Below are 23,158 nucleotides of genomic sequence, written 5' to 3'. Positions count from 1 at the left end.
GCGCCAAGCCCGCACCCTCCAGGTGATCCATGAAACGCGCCCCTCGCAGCCGTCAACGCCATGATTTATATGCGAAATATCACGATTACGACAGCGAAATCAGCGACTTACTTGGAGAATGTGGGTTCAAGGCGATCAACTCGAACTTCGGCCACGCGACGGGCGACCACATCCTCTACCAGATCAGCACCGCCCTCTCGGACGCCATGCCCGAGACCGAGGCCTTCTGCCGCTACGGAGGCGAGGAATTCGTCGCCCTGATCCCCTGCGACCGCATAAAGGGCAGCGCACAGGACTACTTCGCCCGCGTCCTGCACCGGATCGCCGAAACCGAATTCGGGATCGACGGCGAAACCCTGCACTGCACCGTCACCTGCGGCTTCTCGACCCTCGCCGCTGCGGGAAGCCTGTCCACGGCTGCCGAACAGGCCGACACCGCCCTGCGCCATGCCAAGGCCATCGGCAAGAACTGCGCGGTCGAGGCTTCGGCCAGCCTTCTCAACGAACTGGGCTACGTCGCCAACCCGCCCAGCCGCTCTTCGGTGGTCGAGGCGATCAAATCGGGCGACCTGCGCTATCATGTCCAGCCCATCATCGACATGCGGACAAAGGACATCGTCGGATACGAGGCCCTGCTGCGCTGGATCACCCCCGCGGGAACCATGGTGCCCCTGCCCGCCTTCCTCGGCCAGTTCACCTCGATCATCCGCGACGCGGCAATGCTTCCGCATATCCGCAACATGCTGGCCACGGGCCTGCCCCCGCTGGCCGACCTGAAACGCAAGCGCGCCTATGTCTCCTTCAATTTCGAAAGCTACGACCTCTTCCACACCTTCGAGAGGAACGCCCTCACCCTCGCCCTGCGCGAGGCGGCGGCACAGGGCTACCGCATCGCGATCGAGATGCTGGAGACTGCCCATAACCGCAAGGTCACCGAAGCGCAGACCGATGCCATGTTCCGCAACATCGCCGCTGCGGGGTTCGAACTCTTCCTCGACGATTTCGGCAAGGACGCGGCCAGTCTGGAACGGCTGAGCAATTACGAATTCGCCTGCATAAAGCTGGACAGGTCGCTCATCGACGGTCTGGAACGCTCGGAACGGAAACGCAGGGTCGTCGAACTGGTCGTCCGCCTCGGACGCCTGACCAAGACGCGCATCGTCGCCGAAGGGGTCGAGACCGAGGAACAGATGGCACGCCTGAAAAGTCTCGGCATCCGCTATGGTCAGGGCTTTCTTTTCGGCCGCCCCGCCCCCTATCGCCCCCCGCTCCGGCGGGCAAAGGCCCAACCCGCCGCCGCCGGACCCAAAGGGCCCACCGCAGGGTCAAGCTAGCGCTCCCTACGTCACGGCCCCTGCAAACCCTTCGGTCGCCCGCCTTGCCGCGGCAAAAGTCTCCAGACGCGCGGCCCGTCCGGTCGTATCGGCCACCACATGACGCCCTGCCCGCCTTTCGGGCCGGTCGATCCCGAAACACTCCGCAGCCATCCATGCAAGACCCGTCGCGGTCTGTTCCGTCTCCTCGGGCAGAAAGAGGTCATGGCCGGCAACTTCAGAAAGGAACCGGACGAAATAGCCATTCCGCGACAGCCCGCCATCCACCGAAACGGGGCCGTCGAACGGGTGCTCTGCCTGCATCGCCGCCAGAAGCTCGGCCGTTCGCAGGGCGACCCCTTCCAGCAAGGCCTGCATCATATCCGCCTTTCCGTCGCCAAGCCCCAAACCCAGCCACGCCCCCCGCGCGGCGCGGTTCCAGTGCGGACAACCAAGTCCCGCAAGCGCAGGCACAAAGGCGATGCCCCGGTCGATCGCAGGTTCCTTGGCAAAGGCCGATATCGCGGCATAGCCGTCAAAAAGGCCCAGCTCCCGCGCCCAGTTCACGGCCGAGGCCGCCGAATAGACCCCGCCATCCAAGGCAAAGGTGATCGCCTCACCCGCCCTTTGCCACGCAACCGTCGGCAAAGGCCCCGGTTGATCCGGCCGGACCAGAGCACCGGTCAGGCACTGGACAAAGGCCCCCGTCCCGAAGGTCACCTTGCCCGCACCGGGCCGGTGGCAGCCATGGCCGAAAAGCGCAGCCTGCTGGTCCACCACCGACGCCGCCAGCCGCGCCCCCCCCGGCAACCGCCCCAGATCGCCCGAGGTCGGGCCGATGGCGGGCAGGCACTGCAGGGGCACGCCGAAAAGCCTGCAAAGCTCTTCATCCCAGCATCCCGTCTCGAGAGTCATCAGCGACGTGCGCGAGGCCGTGGCCACATCGGTTTCGAACCGGCCGGTCAACCGGTCCCGGAAAAAGGCGTCCGTTGTGCCAAGCCGCAGGTTGCCTTGCGCCGCAAGCTCGGCCGCCCGCGGCACATGGCGCATGATCCAGCCCAGCTTCGAGGCCGAGAAATAGGGGTCCAGCGGCAACCCCGCCCGCGCCATCACGACAGGCGCCGCCCCCTCCCGGGCCAAGGCTGCGGTGACATCTGCCGTGCGGTCATCCTGCCATGAAATCACGGCACAGATCGGCCGCCCGTCGCGCCGGTCCCAGGCCAGACAGCTTTCGCCCTGATTTGCCAGCCCGACCGCATCGGGTGCCGCCGCATCAAGGCAGCGCAGGATATTGGCAAGCAGTTCCTCGCCATCCTGTTCGACATGGCCGGGGGCGGGATAGCTCTGACCATGGGACAAAGACAGCACCGGCTCCAGAGCGCCCTCCGCGCCAAGGATCAGGACGCGGGTGCTGGTCGTGCCCTGATCGATGGCCGCGATCCTCATGCCCGCTCCTCGATGGTCAGGGACAGCGCGCCCGCGCCCGGATCGGCGGGCAAAGGCAGGGACAGCCGCCGCTCGGGCAGGCCGTCAAGCCGCGCCGCGGCGATGGTCCGGCCGTCGCGCACAAGGCACAGCCGCCCCTTTGCCGGAACGTCCAGACGTACCTGAAGCCGGTCATGGGGGCACGCCCCGCCCGCAGGGCCAAGGATCTGGGGCACCGCAAGACGCAAGGCGGGATGGGACAGGACAAGCCGCCCCCCCCCTGTCGCGGGCAGTTCCCCCGCCAGCGCGGCAAGGATGGCCCGCGCGGTCCGTCGGCCCTCGGACCAGCACCAGCCCGCCGTCTCGACGCCGCGCAAAAGGTTTCCGGCAGCGAAATAGGCAGGGTCCGACAGCCGCCCCCACCGGTCGATCACCGGCCCGCCCGAGGCCGGGTCCACCTCCAGATGGCTGCCGCGCAGAAGGGCCGCGTCGGGGCGGAAACCGCCGCTGACGATCACGCCATCGGTGGGCATCTCCACCCTGCGCCCCCCCGTGACAAGCGTCACTCCCTCCACCCGCGTTCGGCCATGGATGGCCGCGATGTCGGTCTCCAGCCGCACCGGCACGCCCATCAGCCGCGCCAGCCACGCCGCCGGACTGCGCGCCGTGATCCGCGCCGCGGGTTCGATCATCGCCAGCGGACGGATTCCGGCATGCCGACAGGTCAAGAGCGCCGAAAACGCCACCAACTCGCTGCCAAGGATCACCGGCCGCCGAAACGGCCTTTGCCCGTTGAGGTAGACAAGTCCCTGAAGCGCCCCCGTCGACATCACCCCGCCGGGCTTTTCCCCCCCGATGAGGCGGGCCGCGCGGCTGGTCTCGCGCACCCCGGTGGCAAGCAGGACCGCCCGCGCGGACAGGGTGGCAGGACCGGTGTCGTCGGTCACCTCGATCTGCCCTCCGGGCAACAGGGCGGTGACGCTCGTGCGGGTCCGGATCGTCACGCCCGCAGCGACCGCCGCATCCCGCAGCCGCGCCGCATAGTCCGGCCCGCGGAGCAGGCGCCGGAATTCCCGCATCCCGAAGGGGTAATGACCGCAATGCCGCGGGATACCGCCCGCTTCGGCTTCCCGCTCCAGCACCGTCACGCGCTGCCCGTGGCGGGCCAGTTCCGTCGCCGCGCCAAGACCGGCAGGTCCGCTGCCGATGACGATGACCTCTGCATCAGTCATGTCGCGGCTCCAGCATCGGTTGCGTCAGGCGGCCTTCGGTCAGGCGCGCAAGTTCCGCGGAACAGTAGAACCCCTGACAGCGCCCCATGGTCACGCGGGTGCGCCGCTTCAATCCGGCAAGGCTCCCTGCGGGCATGGGGCCGGACAGAGCGGCCTCGACCTCGCGCCGGGTGACCAGCTCGCAATGGCACAGGATGCCGCCATGGCCGGGGCACTGCCAGTCGCGCGTCCCGTCGACCGAGATATTCGGCATCCTCGGCCAGACCGGATCGGACAGCGGCCGCTCCCCGCGCCCGGCCAGCCGCAGGACATGCGCCGCGATGCCAAGCGCCGCAGACAGGCCGGTGGACCGGATACCCCCGACACAGATATAGCCCGGCGCGAGATCGGCCCTTATGCGATAATGCTTCTCCTCGGTCCCCGGACGCAGGCCCGCATAGACGGCCGTCACCTCGTGCCCTGCAAGCGCAGGCAGGATTTCCGTTCCGCGCCGCATCAGGGCCTGCAGCGTGTCCCGATCGACGGCGGCGTGCTCGCGGTCCTCCTGTTCCTCTGCCGTCGGCCCGACCAGCAGATTGCCAAAGGCCGTGCGGCACACGACAATTCCCTTGGTGATCTTGGTCGGCACCGGCAAGAGGATGTGGCCGGCCAATGCCGCGGCGGTCTTGTCATAGACGACAAACTGGCCCTTGCGCGGCTTGATCGTGAACCAGCTTTCGCCGGTCACGCGACGGTCGACCTCGTCCCCCCACAGCCCCGCCGCGTTGATCACAAGCCCCGCCGTGACCGTCCCCGCCGTCGTCGCCAGCTGCCATTCCCCACCCGACCTGCGACCGCCCAGCACCTCGGCCTGCCGCAACAGCACCGCACCATTGGCCAGCGCCTGCAACAGATAGCCATGGGCCGCCGACCACGGATCGACAAGATGCTCGCCCGGAACGCGGAACCCGGCCAGCACCCGGGCCGACAGTTCCGGCTCGAGCGCCCGCGCCTCGGCGCCGCTGACGGGGTGGATGTCCGTCACCCCGTTGGCCATCGCCTGCTCCATCAGGGCGGGCAGACCGGCGACCTCCTCCTCGGTCCAGGCCAGCACCATCGCCCCGGCACGGACCAGCGGCAGACCCAGCCTGTCGCGCACCTCGTGATACAGCGCATAGCCCTCGCGGATACAGGCAAGCTCCAAAGACCCTTCCGGCGCGTCAAAGCCGGTGTGCAGGATCGCGCTGTTCGCCTTCGACGCCCCATCCAGCACATCGACGGCCTTCTCCAGCACGACAACCTTCGCCCCGGCCAGCGTAAAGGCCCGCGCAAGCGCGCAGCCCACCACGCCCGCGCCGATCACCGCCACGTCATAGCCGCCGGGGACTTCTGCCGGATCGCGGTTCTGCATGGAACATCCTGTGGTTTTCAACATGAATTGACTACTCGGTCAATCATGTCAACATGGACCATGACAGCCGGACAAGTTTACCGTCCGGTCAAGAAACTTGTTGACCTGCGGCGCTGGCTGGGGTCGGCTGGTCCCGGAGACGTCAATGAAGCCGCACGAGCGACAGCCTCAGATCGAGGCGATCATCCGGTGTGAAGGGGAAGTATCGGTCGAGATGCTTGCACAAAGGTTCGCCGTTTCATCCGAGACGATCCGCCGTGATCTTGGCGTGCTGGCCCAGATCGGCAGGATTCAAAAGGTGCATGGCGGCGCACGACGTCCGCAACTGATCCGCGAGCCAAGCCACGACGAACGCGCAACCGCCGCCACCGCCGCAAAGGCCGCCATCGGACGCCGCCTTGCCGCGACGGTCGAACCGGGCGAGACGCTGTTCATAGATACCGGATCCACCACGCTGGCCGCCGCCGAAGCTCTGGCCGCGATCCCGAACCTGACCGTCATCACCAATTCCTGCCGTCTGGCCGAGCGTCTGGCGCGGGCCAGCGCCGATGCCGCGATCCATCTCCTCGGGGGGCGTTACGGGCTGGACAACGCACAGACCACCGGCATCGCGGTGATCGAACAGCTTCAGGCCTTCCGCGCCGACCGTGCCATCCTGACCGTGGCGGCGCTGGACCCGCAAGAGGGCGCGATGGATGCCAGCCTCGACGAAGCGCAGATCGCCCGCGCAATGGTCAGGAATGCCCGTTCGGTAACCATTCTGGCGGATTCCACGAAATTCGGCCGTCACGCCGCCTTTGCCGTCTGTGGAACGCGCGACATCGATCTCGTCATCAGCGACGACAGTCTGGACAAGGCGCACAGAGAGGCGCTGCAAGAAAGGGGAGTGGAGCTTTGGACCTGAAACCGAAGGCGCGACCGACATGCCACATCTGATCAGGGCCTATGTCCGGATCGTCGACAAGGTCTCGGACTATGTCGGCTATCTTGCCGCCTCGCTGATCTTCTTCATGGGGGCGACACTCCTTCTGGATGCCGTGACGCGCAACGTGCTGAACGTCCCCGTCCACTGGGCGATCGAGCTGACCCAGTTCACGCTTGCCGCCTATTACTTCATGGGCGGTCCGATCACCCTGAAGAACAACGAACATGTCCGCATGGACCTGTGGTACGCGAACCTGTCCGACAGGGGAAAGGCGAAGCTGGACCTCGCCACCGTCTGGTGCATGATCTTCTATCTGGGCGTCATGCTGGTGGGTTCGCTCTCGTCGCTGCAATATGCGATCGATACGAACGAAAAGCGCTTCTCGATGTGGAACCCCTCGGTCATCCCGATCAAGGCCCTGCTGACCCTATGTCTTGTCCTCATGCTGCTGCAGGCCTTCGCGCTGGTCTTCAAGCACATTGCGACCATCCGTGGAGAGCAGCTTTAAATGTCCTACGAACTTATCGCGCTCCTGATGTTCGCAACGATGGCGCTTCTGCTGGTGACCGGCCAGCGCGTCTTTGCCGCCATCGGTTTCGTCGCGGCCGGCGCGGCGCTGCTTCTCTACGGCAACGGCGCCATCGAACTGCCCTACAATCAGGTCTTCAAGCTGTTCAACTGGTACGCGATGCTGACCCTGCCCATGTTCATCTACATGGGCTACATCCTGGCGGAATCCGGGATCGCCGAAGACCTCTACAAGATGATGCATGTCTGGTTCGGCCGCCTGCCCGGTGGCCTCGCCGTCGGCACCATCCTTGTGATGGTCATCATCTCGGCGATGAACGGACTTTCCGTCGCGGGCATGGCCATCGGCGCGACCATCGCCCTGCCCGAAATGATCCGGCGCGGGTATGACAAGGTGCTGATCTCGGGCGTGGTGCAGGGCGGATCGTCGCTTGGCATCCTGATCCCGCCATCGGTCGTGCTGGTCCTCTACGGCATGATCGCGCGCCAGCCGGTGTCGAAGCTCTGGTTCGCGGGGCTGATGCCGGGGCTCCTGATGGCCGCGATGTTCATCGCCTACATCATGATCCGCGCGAAGCTGAACCCGAAGCTCGCACCTCCGGTCCCGCCGGAGGAGTTGAACCTGTCCTTCGCGGAAAAGCTGGCACTGGCGCGCGCAGGCATCATACCCTTCCTGATCTTCTTCTTCATGACCGGCCTCTTCGTCTTCGGCTACACCAGCCTCGTCGAAAGCTCGGCCGTCGGGGCAACCTGCGCCACTCTGGCCGCGATGGCGAAGGGCCGCTTCAGCTGGAAGCTCATCCGCGAGACGTCGATGAAGACGCTGTCGGTCTCCTGCATGTTCCTCTGGCTCATTCTGGCCGCGCTGGCCTTTGGCGCGGTCTTCGACGGGCTGGGCGCGGTGAAGGCGATCGAAAACCTGTTCATCGGCCAATGGCAGCTTTCGCCCTGGATGATCATCATCATGATGCAGCTGAGCTTCCTGCTGCTGGGCATGTTCCTCGACGATACCGCCATGCTTGTGATCGTCGCGCCGCTCTACATCCCGCTGGTGGCCAGCCTCGACCTCGGGTTCGACAATCAGCTGATCTGGTATGGGGTCCTCTACACCATCACCTGCCAGATCGCCTACATCACGCCACCCTTCGGCTATAACCTCTTCCTGATGCGCTCGCTTGCCCCGCGCGAGATCACGCTTCCCGATATCTACCGCTCCATCTGGCCCTTTGCGGCCATGATGGCCCTGACCATCGTGCTGTTGATGTTCTTCCCGCAGATCGCCCTTTGGCTGCCGGAACAACTTAACGTCAGAGGGTGACCCACAACCCACCAGAAGGCCGAAGCGGCCCGGCTACAACAAGGAGAAGACGATGACCGAAAAGAAAGTGCAAAGCCCGTCCGAGGCGATCCTTGCCTCGCGCCGAAACTTCCTCCGCCAGTCCGTGGTCGGCGCCGGCGCCGTTGCCGGGTCCACTCTGGCCGCTCCCTATGTCAACGCACAATCCGGCCCCATCAAATGGCGCCTGCAAACATATTCGGGCGCGCCGCTCGGGGCGCATGTGATCAAGCCGCAGATCGATGCGTTCAACGCCGCTGCGAATGGCGAGATGGAGATCGAACTCTACTACGCCGACCAGCTGGTCCCCACCGCCGACCTTTTCCGCGCCTTGCAGAACGGCACCCTTGATGCCGTGCAGTCGGACGAGGCGACGATGGCCTCGCCCGTCGACATCTCGGTCTTCGGGGGCTACTTCCCCTTTGCCACCCGCTACAGCCTCGATGTCGCGGCTCTCTTCCGCTATTACGGGCTCAAGGAAATCTGGGAAGAGGCCTATTCCGAAGTCGAAGGCGTCACCTGGCTCTCCTCCGGTGCATGGGATCCGCTGCACATCTTCACCGTCGACAAGCCGATCCGCTCCCTCGCCGACATGAACGGCCTGCGCGTCTTCGGCGTGCCGACGGCCGGCAAATTCCTGTCCCGCTACGGCCTGATCCCCGTGACGATCCCGTGGGACAATGTCGAGGTTGCGATGCAGACCGGCGAACTGGACGGCGTCGCATGGTGCGGCTTCACCGAGGCCTACGAGGTGGGCTGGGCGGACGTCTGCAAATATGCGCTGACCAACTCGGTCACCGGCGCATGGTTCGGCAGCTATTTCGCCAATACCGCAAGCTGGCAGAAGGTCCCACCACATCTGCAGGAACTCTTCCGCATCACCATCGACCAGTCCCACTACTACCGCAACGTCTGGTACTGGGGCGGCGAAGCCAAGCTGCGTGTCGAAGGCGAGAAGATGGAACTGACCTCCCTGCCGGCCGAGGAATGGGCGCAGGTCCTTGCCGATTCCAAGGGTTTCTGGGACGAGGTGGCCGGCTCCTCGCCGCGGGCGGCAAAGGTGGTCGAGGCTTTCAAGAAATACGCCGAAACCATGGATAAGGCGGGATATCCCTACCGCTGACGACAGAGCGACCTCTTGGCAGCGGCGCCAATGCCCGCAACGCGCACCACGCGCCGCTGCCAACCGGAAACCGGCCCCGCGGCCCAGCCAGCCTGAGCCCCTCGGCCACAAGCTCCGGCGCGACCGCCCAGGGCAGAACGTGATCGCTCTGAACCGCCAGTCAGTCCAGCTTTTGGAGGCTGGTAGCCAGACCAAAAAGCCCCACCGGAGGTGGGGCATATGCCGGATCGAGGAGTTCGCTGGAGTTGGTTGCGGGGGCAGGATGCGTTGAAGAGCCCACCGTCGAAATTGCCGCGTGAGATTTGTCTAGGCTGGTAACCATGCGGCAGCGTTGGGCGGATAGCGGACTGTTGCGGATTCGGAAATTCCCGCAACTCATCCGGCAAGAGCGGTCGTTCGTGCCCAGCCGATAAACTCGTCTCCGCGACTCCAATCCGAGCGCGTCGCAGTCTCCTGATCCGCGTGGCGCCGAAACGAACTGATTTACCTAATGTTGGCAGGCTTGACGCGAACCGGCACCCGCTCGCCGTGCCAATCGGTCATTTCCGCAGTTGTCCCCACCACACAGACCAAGGGCGCGGCTTTGCCGGTAGAGCGACGGGACGATCTGGTACCGTGCGCGGAAGGCCTTTGTGAAGCTGGTGGTCGCGTCGTAGCCGCACTCCGTCGCGATGTCGTTGATGGCGAGGTCCGTGTGGCTGAGCAACGAAATCGCGCGCCGGAGCCGAAGCTCCGTCATGTAGGCCTTCGGGGTCACTCCAAGAAAACTTCGGAACAAACGTTGGACCTGACGCGCAGACACGCCCGACTGTTCGGCAAGGCCTGAAAGGCAATCGGCATCAAGGTAATGATCGTCGATCCAGTGGACCGCGCGCAGAAGGTTGGGGTTGCGACTGCCCAGCCTCAGGGCAGGAGAGCCGAACTGCGGTTCTCGACCCGTCCTGACGACCGGCACCGCACAAGCGCGCATGGCTTCTACCTGAGCATCCCTTCCGAGGCGGTCCTGAACCAATCCCAGTATCATGTCTGCGGCAGAGGTCCCACCAACGCAGGTGAGGATCCGCTTGTCCGCGGCGTAGATCCCATCTTCCGGTTGCAGGTCGGGCCATCTGACGGCGAAGGTGGCGGCGAGCTCCCTGTCCACGACAAATCGTTTGCCTTTCAAGATGCCTGACTGTGCCAGGGTGAAGACAGCCGCGTTCGACGCGCCGACCAGTTTCCCAAGTCTCCAGCCGTGTCGCACAAGGTTGGCGGAACCGCCTGCAGGATCCCGGGCCCATTCGCGCGGCGCTGTCGGAGCGCCGATGAGAAAGACGAAGTCCGCCTGTGCGGTCTGCTCGTCCAGCGCCGTTGCACAGATCGTCCAGCCATCGCTGGACCTGATGGCACCGCTTCGTTCCGCAACATACTGCCAGACGAAGGCTTTCCCGCCCGTCGCATCGTTCGCGGCCCGCATCGGCGCAATGGATGAAGCCAAACATAGCGCATCGAAGCCATGCGAGAGCACGAATGCGACCGACATGGTACGATCGACGCTAGGCACGTCCGGTGCAACGCGCTTTACCCTCGGCGGTGCCTGTGTGGGAACTACTGCGTTCATCGATGCAAGCTTTCAACCAGTTCTAGCGATAGCAGGGCGCGCTTGGCGCGAGAAAAGGAACGCAGGCCTGCTCACCATGGGGCGAAAGACGCCGATCGTTCCCGCCCCAGTGGGCCTGACCTCAGTCTGCAGGCCCAACAGTGGCGCCCTTGTCGGACGCCACGGCTGGTCTTGTCTATGTTGGCTTCACCAAATCACCGTCTCGTCCGCTCAAGCGATCGGTTGACGACCAATCCGCGCGAACACGTCAGGCTTGTTGCTGCGGTAGTAGAGGCTGAGCACAAGGCCAATCGCGAAGACCACCCAGATGATGATCTGCAACGTGGTTGCGATGGTCGCGGAGCCTCCGGTCAGATCGACGAAATTCGATGCCGACATGTAAACCGCCGACCCCAGACCTGCCGTTGCGAGCGCCGGTGCGACCAGCGATTGCCATGCGTTGATATGGGCATCCGCGCCATCATATTTGCGGAAGAACAGGATCACCGAAACACTGGTCAGGAACATCAGCACCAGCAGCGGAAAGCCCCCGGCCCCGGCAAGCCAGGCATAGCTGCTGTTCGGATCGGTACCCGAGAACGCCAGCGTTCCGGCAGCGAAGACAGCCGTCAGCAACAGCGAGGCAACATAGGGCGACCCGTGGCGGGGATGCACGCGGCCAAGGATCGAGGGAAGCACGCGGTCGGACCCGAGCGAGAAGCAGTACCGCGCGACGATGTTCTGACAGGACAGGACGGCCGCAAAAGCCGATGTGACAACGAGGACGGACAGGACATTGGCCGCCCAGCCCCCGACGAAGGTGACCATGCCGTCGACAAACATGCCGGTCGGGTTCGCACTGGCGATCTCGACGGCCTTGGTCGGACCGTTGGCGATGATCAGCAACCAGGTCGTGATCACGTAGAAGACACCGATGAAGGTCACGGCCAGATAGGTCGCCTGCGGGATGGACTTGGTCGGGTTGCGGGTTTCTTCCCGGAAAATCGCCGTCGCTTCGAAGCCAAGAAAGGTCAGCACGGCAAACAGGATGGAAACACCCACCGCCCCTTCGCTGAGCGAACCCCATTTGAACGGTTCCTTCGACAGACCTTCGGGACCGCCGTTCGCCACCACGACCAGATCGAAGATCAGGACGATGAGGATTTCCAGCGCCATGACGAGGGTCAGAACCTTGGCCGAAAGATCGATGCGCAGGTAGCCCAGAAGGCCAACCGCAGCCACCAGGGCAAGTGTCCAGCCATACCAGTTCATCAGGGACGACCCGAACAGCGTGTTCGCCAGGTCACTGGCCACGATCCCGAAGAAGATCGCGATGCCGAGACCGATCATCAGGTAGCCGAGGATGGCCATGAAACTTGCGGCGAGACCGACCGGCTTGCCGATCCCCGCGCTGATATATGCGTAGAACGCACCGGGGTTCGGGAGATACCGGCTCATCGCGGTGTAACCGACCGAGAAAAGCAACAGGACCACGGTGGCCGCGGCGAAAGCCATCGGCGCACCGACGCCCCCGAACATGATGACCAAGGGCAAGACGCCCACGACGCTGGCCAACGGAGCGGCAAATGCCAGCACGGTCATCGCCAGTTCGACAGGTCCCATTTGCCCGCGCAACTGTGAAGCGTGCGGGTCCAGATGCGCGACCGGAGGAATAGGAATTGTCTGCGGATGGTTCGACATTGAAGTTCCCTTGTTGTTTTGCCGCCCTTCCGGGCGGCTCCCTGTTGTGCCGCGCAGCAAAGCACATATCGGGAAAATTTCAATACGGTGCGTTCAATTTTTTTACGACTCGGTCACTTTCAGGTCGCACAGGACTGTTTACTAGGCTCCGCGCATGGTAATGTGCAGCGGGCGGAGCATCTCTGCCCCGCTTTGCACTCCATCAGCTGGCAGAACGTCAAAGGCGGCTGAAGACGTGTCGCATCACCTCGTCCAGATGGTCGGCATTGCTGCGTGAGAAGGGCATCGGGGGGCGGATCTTGAAGAGGTTCTCCTTCCGTCCGATCAGCCCCATGATGACGCCATTCTCCCGCATCAGGTTGACGGCGCGTTTCGCCAGCTTCTTGTCGGCCTTTCGCGTCTCGCCGGGGGCGATGAACTCCACCCCGAAGAACAGGCCCGCGCCCCGCACATCACCAAGGAAGCCGAACTTCTTGCTCAGCTGCGTCAGCTTTTCCTTTGCATAGGCCCCCACGTCAGCAGCGTTCTGCAGGAGCCCCTCGTTCTCGATGACGTCGAGGACCGCCATGCCCGCCGCGCAGGACACGGGATTGCTGCCAAAGGTGTTGAAATACAGGTTCTTCGACCGGAAGGCGTGCATGATGTCCTGCGTCGTGACAACGCCGCCAATGGGGTGGCCGTTGCCCATCGGTTTGCCCATCGTGATGATATCCGGCAGCATTCCCACGTATTGATGCCCCCACATCGCACCACCCGTGCGCCCGAAACCGGGCTGCACCTCATCCGCGATGACCACGCCCCCGGCGCGACGGACAGCCTTGGCAATCCGGTCGACAAAGCCCGGCGGCAGGTTCGGGAAGCCTTCGTTCGCAAAGATCGGGCAGATCAGGATCCCCGCCACGCCATGTCCCGCATCTTCAAGCGACGCGATGGCCGCATCGAGATGCGCGAGCACGCGCGCCGCCATATCCCTTTCGTCAACCTCGCCCGGCTCAAGATGATAACTGTCTGGCGCAGGAATGGTGCGGATATGGGAACTGAACCCATCCTCACGCGGCAGCAAGGTTGCCAGTTCCATCACGGCTGTCGTGTTGCCGTGATAGGTAAAGTCGGTGACGATGATGCCCTGTTTGCCGGTGATGGACCGCGCCATCCGCAAGGCGACGTCGTTCGCTTCGCTTCCGGTGCAGGTGAAGAGAACCGTCGAAAGACTGCGGTGGAAGGTTCCCAGCAGCCGTTCGGCATAGTCCAGCACGCCGTCATGCAGATAGCGGCTATGGGTGTTCAACTGTCCGGCCTGCCGCGAAATCGCCTCGACCACCGCCGGATGGCAATGGCCGACATGGGGCACGTTGTTGTAGGCATCCAGATAGCGGCGGCCATCGGCATCGAACAGCCAGACCCCCTCACCCCGGACGAAATGGACCGGATCGTCGTAGAAGGTCGGATTGTTCGGCCCAAGCAGCCTTTCCCGTCTGGCCATCATCATCCGCGCCCTCGCCGACATTTTCGGTTTGTCATGCATGAACATGGCTTCTGTCCTGCCCGGTCACGAGAAGATCACCTGAATGTCGGTGTATTCCGCGAGGCCCTCTTTCGCGAACTCCACGCCGAAGCCCGAGGATTTGACCCCTCCAAACGGGGCGTTGGGCTGGATGGCACCGTGCTTATTGATCCAGACGGACCCGCATTCCATCCGCGAGGCGATCTGCTTTGCCTTCTCGATGTCGCGGCTCCAGACCGATCCGCCAAGGCCGTTCGGATTGTCGTTTGCCCGCTGGATGACCTCTTCGACGTCGGTATAGCGGATGATCGGAAGGACCGGGCCGAACTGCTCTTCGTCGACAAGGCGCTGGCCATTGTTCATGTCGGCGATCAGCGTCACCGGGAAGAAGTTGCCCGGCCCTTTCTTTTCGACCGCCCCACCCAGAAGCACCTTGCCGCCGACCTTCTTGGCGTCATCGACCAAGGCCACGACCTTTTCGAATTGCTGGCGGTTCTGGATCGGGCCGAGGTTCGTGTCGTCCAGCAGGCCGTCACCCACCTTGATGTTGCGGGCATAGTCGACCAGTTCCCTGCAGACGGCGTCATAGACCTCGTCATGCACATAGAGTCGCTTCAGCGCCGCGCAGGTCTGCCCGCCGTTGATGAACGCCCCCCAGAACAGCCCTTCGGCGATCTGTTTGGGGTCGACATCCGGCAGCACGATGCCGGCGTCATTTCCACCCAGTTCAAGGGTCAGCCGCTTCATCGTCTGCGCGGCGCTCTGCATGATCTTCTGCCCGGTCGCGCAAGAGCCGGTGAAGACGATCTTGCGGATCTTGGGATGCGCCGACATCTCGGCCCCGATGAAATCTTCGCCGGTGACGCAGTTCACGACGCCCTGCGGCAGGACCTCGCTCATCAACTCGACCAGACGGATGGTCGACAATGGCGTGTAGGGCGACGGCTTGATGACGACCGTGTTGCCCGATCGGATGGCCGGAATGACATGCCAGATCGCAATCAGCACCGGAAAGTTCCAAGGCGTGATCGAACCCACCACGCCAAGCGGCTTGCGGTGCATTTCGACCTTTCCCTGATTGGTGTCCTGAAGGACTTCGACAGGAAGGTCGAGGCTGGCCGTATACCGCGCCCAAGCGATCGCTCCGCCCACTTCCCACCGCGAACCAAGCCCGTTCAGAGGCTTGCCCTGCTCGCGCGTGATCAGTTGCGCCAACTCTTCCGCAGCCTCCTGCATCCGGTCGGCGACCTTCATGCAGTACTCGGCGCGCGTTTCCGAAGTCAGGTCACGCCATGCGGGAAACGCGGCCTCGGCCGCTTCGATGGCCAGTTCGAGTTGCTCCTTGGTCGCCTTGGGCGCGGACCCCACGATGCCGCCGTTGGCAGGATTCTTAACGTCGAAATGCCGGTCACTGGGAACCGAGCGGCCATTGATGACAAGCGAGTAGGTCTTCATTCCTGTTCTCCCGTTTCGTGCCAGCGCAGGCCGCAAGGCGGCGGCGCGGCTAGGTGGTTTCTTCTGACTTGATCTGCGCTTCCACTCCTTGGAGCAGAACCGCCAAGGCGCGGGTCAGCGGCTTCTGCCGACCGGGGCGTTCGGTGATGAATCGCGCGGCTTCCCGCATGGAACCGACGATGAGTTCGGCAATCTGCGCGTCGTCTGGCCATGCCTTGCCCGAATGCCGCATCCGAGCGATGTCTTCCGCGACCAGCCCTGCGTAAACTTTGGATGCGCGCCCAAGGACCGGGGCCAGAACCGGGCTCAGCATTGGGCTGATGAGGCTGAAGAAGCGCCCCTGCACCGGTCGGCTGGCCAGATCGAACAGCGCATTGGCCAGCGCGAGGATGCGCTGCACAGGTTCGGATTCGCGGTCACGCGCTCGGGTTGCCACGTCCAGAAGCTCATCGCTGAGCGCGACGTAGATTTCCCTGTAGATGTCATCCATTCCGTCCGGGAAATACGTGTAGACGGTACCCTTCGACGTTCCTGCCACCTTGGCGATCTTTTCGATCGAGCTTTCCGAGAAACCGTCTTCCTCGAACACCTCCAAGGCGGCGGCGTGGATTTCGGCCCGCGTCCGCAGCTTGTTGCGCTCGCGCAGTGACAGTGCCTTCTCTGCGGTCATTTTCTGCACCCTCCGTAGCTAAACTGGGCGCAGTGTAATGCGATTGTCGGCCAACCGACAATCAAACCTGCCAAAGCGGCAAGCACCCGCGCCGTCAGCCAACAGACGCACGGCACTCACACCTCGGCCAAGAAGGCGCCGAAGCGCGGATCGTTGATCTGGCCAAGGATCTTGGTCCACGTACTGGCCATGTAGCCTTCATAGTCGTAATCCGCGTTCATCTCGGCCGCGACGAGGGCCGCCGCGAAGATCGCGAACTGGGAATAGTTGGCGGCAATGGCGAACATCTCCATCCGCGCGCGCATGCGACGGTTGGGTTCGCCGAAGTAAGCCTCGGCAAGGCGATCCATCTCGTCGGGGTCCAGCCCCTCGAAGGTTGCCATCAGGCCAAGATCGTAGCAGCGGTCGCTGTTTCCGGACAGGTCATAGTCGATCAGCCGGATCGTACCGTCCGCCTGTTCCAGCAGGTTCGGGCTGTAAAGATCGTTGTGGCTTGGCACGAAGTCGCCCAGCCGCATGTCCAGCGTCTTTTCGATACGTTCCAGAACAGGCAAGACGCTGGAATAGTCGGCAGGCAGGACCGCGCCATGCTGCCCAGCCGAGGAGAGCATGACCCGCGCCTCTGCGAAGGGGTTGAAATCGCGCCGGAAGTTCAGTCCGCTGTCGTGCAGGTCCCGCGCCTTGCGCGCCACGCGCTGCTGGAGCTTCGCATCCTTGAAATCGATCGGACGACCGGGAAGAAACTCGATCATCAGCGACAACGGCTCGTCCACGATGGCGATGACCGGCGCGCCGATTCCCGCCCTGCCCGCATCGACGGTATTGAGCATGGGCACCGCGCTCGGGGGGACGACGCCAAGCTTTTCCCAGTCGCGGTTCCACAGCTTGAGGACGGCCTTCGTCTGACCATCGGCCTTGGTGACAAGGAAATTCTTGTGGGCGCCGCCGCCCGTCAGCCATCTCCATGTCGTGCCCGGATCGTTCCATCCCGGCACCTTTGCGATCGCGGCTGCGATCTTGTCGTCGAATTCTGTCGTATGGACGTCCGCAGTCGCGTCAGACACCGCTGTTCTCCCAGTTGCCCCTTCGATTGCGACCTCCGGTCTGTTCGTCCCGCCCGCCCTTTGGGCTGCTGGCTTTGGGACGGCACCACCCCGTGATCGCATCGAAGATGTTTTCCCTTGCCGTTCCTTTTGACAGAAGTTATCCATTGCGTCAATAATCGAACGCATCGTTCTAACTTTTCACACGCCGGTCTTCTACCGCAGGGCGGCGATGCCCCGGACGTGTGTCGAATGACCAGCAGGAAGGTAAAGATGACCCAACAAACGCCGAGCCACGCCCAAGTCGTCATTATCGGAGGTGGCGTCCACGGCTGCTCCGTCGCCTATCATCTGGCAAAACTCGGCTGGACCGACGTGGTCTTGCTGGAACGCAAGCAGCTGACCTGCGGAACGACATGGCACGCCGCAGGGCTGGTCGGCCGACTGCGGGGCGATTCCCTTTCGACGGAATTTGCCTCTTACGGCACCGAGATCATTCAGGAACTGGAGGCCGAAACCGGCCAGACCACAGGCTTCCGCCAGACCGGATCGGTCACTGTGGCGCGCTTCCCCGACCGCATGCAGCAGCTGCGCCGCCAGATCGACTATGCGCGACTGTTCGACATCGAAGCGCGCGAGATCGGCCATGACGAGATCGCGGAACTCTATCCGCTCGTGAACCTCGACGGTGTCGCCGGTGGCGTGTGGATTCCCTCGAACGGGTCGATCAACCCCGTCGATCTGACCACCGCTCTGGCCAAGGCGGCCCGGAGCCGGGGCGTCAAGATCCTTGAAAACACCAAGGTCGAAGAGGTGATCGTCGAGAACGGCCGCGTCACGGGCGTCCGGACGGCCGACGGCCTGATCCAGACCGGCGTGGTCGTCAACACCGCCGGCATGTGGGCGCGCGAACTGGGCCGCCGCAACGGGGTGCAGGTCCCCCTGCACGCCTGCGCGCATTACTACCTTGTCACCGAACCGATTCCGAACCTGCCCAAGGACTTGCCCGTCCTCCGGTCCTATGACGACGCCACCTACTTCAAGGAAGATGCGGGCAAACTGCTGGTCGGCTTCGGCCATCGCATCGTGGTACCCTATGGCGAAGACGGCATCCCCGAAGATTTCTGCTTCGACTCCCTTCCCTTCGTAGACGAACATGTGATGGACGTCATGGAAGAGGCGATGATCCGCGTTCCCGTCCTGCAACAGACCGGCATCCGAACCTTCTTCAACGGACCAGAAAGCTTCAGCCATGATGGGCGCGGCACCATCGGCGAAGCGCCCGACATCAAGGGTTACTTCATCCTCGCCGGCGTGAACTCGACCGGTATCCAATGCGGCGCGGGGGCCGGACGTGCCATCGCGGAATGGATCGTCAATGGTCGCCCCATGCGCGACCTGTCCTCTGTCTCGCCCGCCCGGATCGAGGATTTCCAAGCCTGCGACGCCTACCTGCAAAAGCGTGCGCCCGAAACGCTGGCCCTATCCTACGCCCTGCACTACCCTCACCAGCAGCGCCACACGGCCCGCGGCATCCGCAAAACGCCGTTGTACCACGCGCTGGCCGCACGCGGCGCCTATTTCGGAGAGTCGCTTGGCTGGGAGCGCCCGGCCTGGTACGCGCCTAAGGGGCAGGAAGCGGTGCCGGAACTCAGCTACAACCGAACAAAGCAGTTCGCCTATGTTCTGGCAGAGCAGAAGGCCGCGCGAGAGGCCGTCGGGATCATCGACTACTCCCCCATGGGCAAGACCGAGGTCGAAGGCCGCGATGCGGAAGCGTTCCTGCAGCGGATTTGCACGAACGACATGGCCATCGCGCCGGGCAGGGTCGTCTATACGCTGATCTTGAATGAAGCCGGCGGCATCGAAAGCGACGTCTCGGTGGCCCGCCACAGCGCGACGCGGTTCCTCGTTTCCAGTTCGACCGGCCGACGCCGCCGCGACCTGACCCACATGCTGGATCAGGTCCGCCCCGGTGAAGATGTCCGCATCCGCGACGTAACGACAGCCTATGCCGGCCTGTCAGTCTTCGGCCCCAGAAGCCGGGCGCTTCTGGCAGCGGTCAGCCCGGACGATTTCTCGAACGCGGCCTTTCCGTTCAACTCGGGCAAGACCGTCCAGATCGGCTATGCAAAATGCTGGGCGCAGCGGCTTTCCTACAGCGGCGAACTGGGGTTCGAACTCTACATGACGCCCGACTTTGCCGAGCATGTCTTTGACACGCTGATGGCGCGCGAAGACGAGTTCGGCATTCGTCTGGTCGGGACCGAAGCGCTGAACGCCTTGCGCATCGACAAGGCATACATCCACTGGGGCACCGATCTTGCCTATACGGAGTCACCGCATCAGGTGGGTCTCGATTTCGTCTGCAAGCCGGACAAGCCGATCCCCTTCATCGGTCGCGATGCCTACCTGAAGCGCAAGGCCGAGGCAGCCGGTCCCCTCCTCTGTGCGATCAAACTGGATGATCCGCAGCCTCTCCTCTTCGGGCGGGAACCGATCTTGAAGGACGGCAAGGTCGTGGGCTCGATCTACAGTGCTGCCTACAGCCAAACGCTCGGCTGCGCGTCAGGGCTTTGCATGCTGAAAACGTCTGCGGGTCAAGCACGCGCCCGCCTTGCCGAGGGCAGGTATACGGTGCTGGTGGAAGGAAAAGAGGTTCCTGCCACCGTGAGTCTTCGTGGCTTCTACGACCCGAAAAGCGAGCGTCTTCTGTCGTGAAAGGACGAGGCGCCCGGTGAAGGCCAGAAATCGACAGCTGTTCGCCAAGAGACCAAGGTGGCGTGAGCGATATGGAGTGTTTCTGGCCAAACCGGTCCCCGGTCCCCGCTCTGCGCGAAGCGGCAGTGGGCTGGGTCACACGAGCATGAGCACATTGTGAGGCAGCACAGAGGCGGTCGGCCTGCATTTTGGGGGCACGGCCTCCTTTGCTGCCCGGGCGGTCGTGGTCTCATCGCATCGCCCGCAATGAGCGCACCATGAACGTCGGCCAAGAGGAACGAAATGCGGGAAGGTTCTGGCAACGTGACCGTCCCCTTTGGGCCGTGAGCGACGCATCGTTCGAAAAGGGCGGGAATCGGACCTTCGTCTCGCCGGTCTACCAGGCCCAAGCAGACCGGCGAAAAGAGAACGCCTAATGTGCTGACCAATCAGCCCAAGGCGCGGCGCGACAGGCGATCCATGAAGATCGCCACCGCGACGATCGATAGACCCGACCGCAACCCCAGTCCCATCTCCATCCGCGTCAACCCGCGCGTCACTTCAGCTCCCAGACCACCCGCACCGACGAGGCCCGCCAGAACCACCATGGCAAGAGACAGAAGGATGCACTGGTTCAGCCCGATCAGCAGCGTTTTGCGGGCGGATGGGATCTCGATCCGCGTCAAGGTCTGCCATCCGGTAGCACCCGACGCCGCGCCGAGTTCGCGTAATTCCTTCGGCACCTGCTTGAAGGCGAGTGTCGTAAGACGCAGCATGGGTGGCACGCCGTAGATCACGGTCGCCAACAGTGCAGGCACCTTGCCGAGGCTGAAGATCATCACCGCAGGGATCAGATAGACCCACGGCGGCACGGTCTGCATAAGGTCAAGGATCGGACGCAGCGCCGACTCCAGCCCTGAGCGTTTGGCGGCGAGGAAGCCGAGCGGAAACGCAATCACCACCGCGACAAGGACCGAGATCGTGACCAATGCAACAGTCTGCATCGTTTCGACCCAGAGCCCCGACAATCCGGCGACGGCCATGCATCCGGCCGCCAGTAGCGCCATGCTAACGCCCTGACGCCACAGGATGAGCAGCACTATCACTGGCGCAAGGATGGGCCCGGGGACGGCGAGCAGCGCCGCCTCGGTCAGGCCGAGCACGGCCTCCACCCCGGTGCTGATTGCCTTGAACAGCCCATGCGCGTTGGTGTTGAGCCACGAAATAACAGGGGCGACGAATTCACCGGGCGAGAGAAGCGCCTTTTCCTTCATGGCTTGCCCCCGTTGCTGCTCGCCGCCTGGCTCATGCGGTCGATGATGATGGTCAGGATCACGATGGCGATGGCGGCATTCACCGAAAGTGCGATGTCGAGCTTGCGGACCGCGCCGTAGATCGTCTCGCCAAGTCCTCCCGAACCGACGATGCCAGCGATCACGACCATGCCAAAGGCCATCATCAGGCTCTGGTTGATGCCGGCCATCACACTGGGCAGGGCAAAGGGAACCCGGATCTTGAGGAAGGCATCGACGGGCTTCGCCCCCGTCGCCTGCCCGAGTTCGATGAACTCGACTGGCGTCATCCGGAAGCCGTGCGCTGACAGCCTGATCACGGGCGGCAGTGCCACGACGAAAGTCGCGACGATCGCTGTGGCGGGTCCGTAGCCGAGGAAGGCGATGGCGGGCAGAAGATAGATGTATGGGGGCAGCGTCTGGATCAGGTCCAGCACAGGGTCAAGGAAACGGGTCAGACGCGGGCTGTAGCCCGCAAGGACACCGACCGGAACCCCCACCACAACCGCCAGAAGGACAGAGATCAGGACAAGACAGGCCGTCTCGACCGTCGCGCCCCATAGTCCCATCACGCGGCAAAGCGCCAGCCCCGCCGCCGTCGCCAAACCGGCCTTCCAACCCAGAACGCGGCCAGCTACCGCCCCGATCGCGATGGCGACCAGCCAGAAAGGAACCAGCAGCAGCCCATCGACCATCAGATCGAACAAGCCTTCCAGCGCGGCGCGGATCAGGTCGAAGACCACCCCGCCGTGATCCGTAGCCCATACCATGCCACGATCAACCGCCGCGTCAAAGCCCTCCACCCAAGGGGTCAGATCCATTTCAGGCCACCTTCGCAGGCGGGGCGTGGTCGCCCTTCAGCCCTTCCAGAAGAGTCCGTGCGGTGACGATACCGCGCACATTCCCGCCCTCCACCACCGCGACCGCCTGCTGAGGCGAGGCGAGAACCATATGGATCAGCGCGTCAATATCGGCATCTAGGCCGGTCGTCGGCAGCGCACCCACGGCGGCTACATTGAAATCGCCGATGGGCATCATAACCGACCCGGCCTTGACCAGATGAATGCGCGAGATGCCCGCCACGAAATCCGCCACATATTGGTCGGCGGGGTTCATCACGATCTCTTCTGCGGTGCCGGTCTGCACCATCGCGCCATCCTTCATGATCGCGATGCGGTCGCCGATGCGGATCGCCTCGTCCAAGTCATGGGTGATGAAGACGGCGGATTTGCCGAGCTGCTTCGTGAGCTGGCGGAATTCGTCCTGCAACTGCCGACGGATCAGCGGGTCGAGCGCTGAGAAGGGTTCATCCATCAGGATAATCTCGGGATCGGCAGCGATGGCACGTGCCAACCCCACGCGCTGCTGCATGCCACCCGACAATTCACGTGGGTATCGGTGCAGCCAATCCGCCAGGCCCACGCGGGTCAATGCGTCGGTAGCGATACGTCGGCGTTCGGCAGGGGCAATTCCCTGCACCTCAAGTCCGAAGGCCGCGTTTTCTAGGACCGTCCGCGTCGGGATCAACGCCACGTTCTGGAACACCATACCGATCGTATGGGCACGTAATTCGCGCAGTTCGGGCGCGGGCATGTCGTTGATCATGCGACCCTTGACCAGGACCTCGCCCAGGCTTGGGTCGATCAGGCGGTTGAGAAGGCGGATCAACGTTGATTTCCCGCTTCCCGACAGGCCCATGATGCAGAAGATCTCGCCCTTGTCGACGGTAAAGCTCGCATCATGCACGCCGACGACGCAGCCGAATTCCGACAGAACCTCGCGTTTGCCCAGCCCCTTGGACTTGATGGCGGCGATGGCATCCCGGGAACGGTCGCCGAAGACCTTCCAGACCGAACGGCATTCGATCAGCGGTGCATCTGCGGCGGCGGTGTCGGTGCGGGTCATGTGATGCGCTCCCCATCCTGCAAGGAAATGGCCGGCC

General features: G+C 63.6%; 18 protein-coding genes. 6 read left to right on the top strand and 12 right to left on the bottom strand.

Going from position 1 to position 23,158, the window contains the following annotated elements; translation table 11 throughout:
• The first annotated feature begins 29 nt into the window (after positions 1–29).
• Complete coding sequence (locus tag GU927_RS19640) at positions 30–1,334, top strand: bifunctional diguanylate cyclase/phosphodiesterase (RefSeq protein ID WP_161764106.1); 1,305 nt, start codon at positions 30–32, stop codon at positions 1,332–1,334.
• Positions 1,335–1,340: 6 nt separating this feature from the next.
• Here GU927_RS19640 and GU927_RS19635 read toward each other — a convergent pair whose 3' ends face one another.
• Genes GU927_RS19635 through GU927_RS19625 form a run of 3 tightly spaced genes read right to left on the bottom strand, consistent with a single transcriptional unit; the run spans position 1,341 to position 5,360 of the window.
• Positions 1,341–2,759 (bottom strand): FGGY family carbohydrate kinase, encoded by a 1,419-nt coding sequence (locus tag GU927_RS19635; protein WP_161764105.1) that lies wholly within the window; start codon positions 2,757–2,759, stop codon positions 1,341–1,343.
• Positions 2,756–3,970, bottom strand: a complete 1,215-nt coding sequence (locus GU927_RS19630) for an NAD(P)/FAD-dependent oxidoreductase (protein WP_161764104.1) — start codon at positions 3,968–3,970, stop codon at positions 2,756–2,758. Before GU927_RS19630 ends, GU927_RS19635 begins: the two co-directional genes overlap by 4 nt.
• Positions 3,963–5,360: an NAD(P)/FAD-dependent oxidoreductase gene (locus GU927_RS19625; protein ID WP_161764103.1), complete on the bottom strand. Its 1,398-nt coding sequence runs from the start codon at positions 5,358–5,360 to the stop codon at positions 3,963–3,965. Before GU927_RS19625 ends, GU927_RS19630 begins: the two co-directional genes overlap by 8 nt.
• A 145-nt stretch (positions 5,361–5,505) precedes the next feature.
• Between GU927_RS19625 and GU927_RS19620 the strand changes: the two genes are divergently transcribed.
• From GU927_RS19620 to dctP, 4 genes are read left to right on the top strand one after another with little or no spacing between them, the layout of a single operon-like run.
• Positions 5,506–6,264, top strand: coding sequence for a DeoR/GlpR family DNA-binding transcription regulator (locus tag GU927_RS19620; RefSeq protein ID WP_161764102.1), 759 nt, complete (start codon positions 5,506–5,508; stop codon positions 6,262–6,264).
• Between the two features lie 19 nt (positions 6,265–6,283).
• The gene (locus GU927_RS19615) at positions 6,284–6,793 is read left to right on the top strand and encodes a TRAP transporter small permease subunit (protein WP_161764101.1); all 510 of its coding nucleotides are present in this window, start codon (positions 6,284–6,286) and stop codon (positions 6,791–6,793) included.
• The gene (locus GU927_RS19610; RefSeq protein ID WP_161764100.1) at positions 6,794–8,131 is read left to right on the top strand and encodes a TRAP transporter large permease; all 1,338 of its coding nucleotides are present in this window, start codon (positions 6,794–6,796) and stop codon (positions 8,129–8,131) included.
• Positions 8,132–8,183: 52 nt separating this feature from the next.
• Positions 8,184–9,272, top strand: coding sequence for a TRAP transporter substrate-binding protein DctP (gene dctP, locus GU927_RS19605; RefSeq protein ID WP_161764099.1), 1,089 nt, complete (start codon positions 8,184–8,186; stop codon positions 9,270–9,272).
• Positions 9,273–9,759: 487 nt separating this feature from the next.
• Here dctP and GU927_RS19600 read toward each other — a convergent pair whose 3' ends face one another.
• The 6 genes from GU927_RS19600 to GU927_RS19575 all read right to left on the bottom strand — a co-directional run bounded on the left by GU927_RS19600 (position 9,760) and on the right by GU927_RS19575 (position 17,245).
• A complete protein-coding gene (locus tag GU927_RS19600; protein ID WP_161764098.1) occupies positions 9,760–10,794 on the bottom strand; it encodes a GlxA family transcriptional regulator in 1,035 nt (344 codons plus the stop codon).
• Between the two features lie 288 nt (positions 10,795–11,082).
• Positions 11,083–12,474, bottom strand: a complete 1,392-nt coding sequence (locus tag GU927_RS19595; RefSeq protein ID WP_161764097.1) for an APC family permease — start codon at positions 12,472–12,474, stop codon at positions 11,083–11,085.
• A 295-nt stretch (positions 12,475–12,769) separates the two neighbouring features.
• Positions 12,770–14,041: an aspartate aminotransferase family protein gene (locus tag GU927_RS19590; RefSeq protein ID WP_332838511.1), complete on the bottom strand. Its 1,272-nt coding sequence runs from the start codon at positions 14,039–14,041 to the stop codon at positions 12,770–12,772.
• Positions 14,042–14,101: 60 nt separating this feature from the next.
• On the bottom strand, positions 14,102–15,511 hold the full coding sequence (locus GU927_RS19585) for an aldehyde dehydrogenase family protein (protein ID WP_161764096.1): 1,410 nt from the start codon (positions 15,509–15,511) through the stop codon (positions 14,102–14,104).
• Between the two features lie 49 nt (positions 15,512–15,560).
• Positions 15,561–16,181: a TetR/AcrR family transcriptional regulator gene (locus GU927_RS19580; protein ID WP_161764095.1), complete on the bottom strand. Its 621-nt coding sequence runs from the start codon at positions 16,179–16,181 to the stop codon at positions 15,561–15,563.
• A 116-nt stretch (positions 16,182–16,297) separates the two neighbouring features.
• On the bottom strand, positions 16,298–17,245 hold the full coding sequence (locus GU927_RS19575; protein WP_161764094.1) for a phosphotransferase: 948 nt from the start codon (positions 17,243–17,245) through the stop codon (positions 16,298–16,300).
• A 252-nt stretch (positions 17,246–17,497) separates the two neighbouring features.
• On the opposite strand from GU927_RS19575, the gene GU927_RS19570 reads away from it, so the two are divergent.
• Positions 17,498–19,945, top strand: a complete 2,448-nt coding sequence (locus GU927_RS19570; protein WP_161764093.1) for a GcvT family protein — start codon at positions 17,498–17,500, stop codon at positions 19,943–19,945.
• 428 nt (positions 19,946–20,373) lie between these two features.
• On the opposite strand, the gene GU927_RS19565 is transcribed toward GU927_RS19570, so the two are convergent.
• The 3 genes from GU927_RS19565 to GU927_RS19555 are packed head-to-tail and all read right to left on the bottom strand — an operon-like array spanning position 20,374 to position 23,121.
• Positions 20,374–21,198, bottom strand: a complete 825-nt coding sequence (locus GU927_RS19565; RefSeq protein WP_161764092.1) for an ABC transporter permease — start codon at positions 21,196–21,198, stop codon at positions 20,374–20,376.
• Positions 21,195–22,037 (bottom strand): ABC transporter permease, encoded by an 843-nt coding sequence (locus GU927_RS19560; RefSeq protein ID WP_161764091.1) that lies wholly within the window; start codon positions 22,035–22,037, stop codon positions 21,195–21,197. The genes GU927_RS19565 and GU927_RS19560 overlap by 4 nt, the downstream gene beginning before the upstream one ends.
• Before the next feature lies 1 nt (position 22,038).
• Positions 22,039–23,121: a quaternary amine ABC transporter ATP-binding protein gene (locus GU927_RS19555; RefSeq protein ID WP_161764090.1), complete on the bottom strand. Its 1,083-nt coding sequence runs from the start codon at positions 23,119–23,121 to the stop codon at positions 22,039–22,041.
• Positions 23,122–23,158 lie beyond the last annotated feature (37 nt).

It is taken from the genome of Paragemmobacter amnigenus, assembly GCF_009908265.2.
Lineage (GTDB): Bacteria > Pseudomonadota > Alphaproteobacteria > Rhodobacterales > Rhodobacteraceae > Paragemmobacter > Paragemmobacter amnigenus.
The sequence above is the reverse complement of the archived record's forward strand: the minus strand, read 5'-3'. Positions and strand labels throughout refer to the sequence as shown.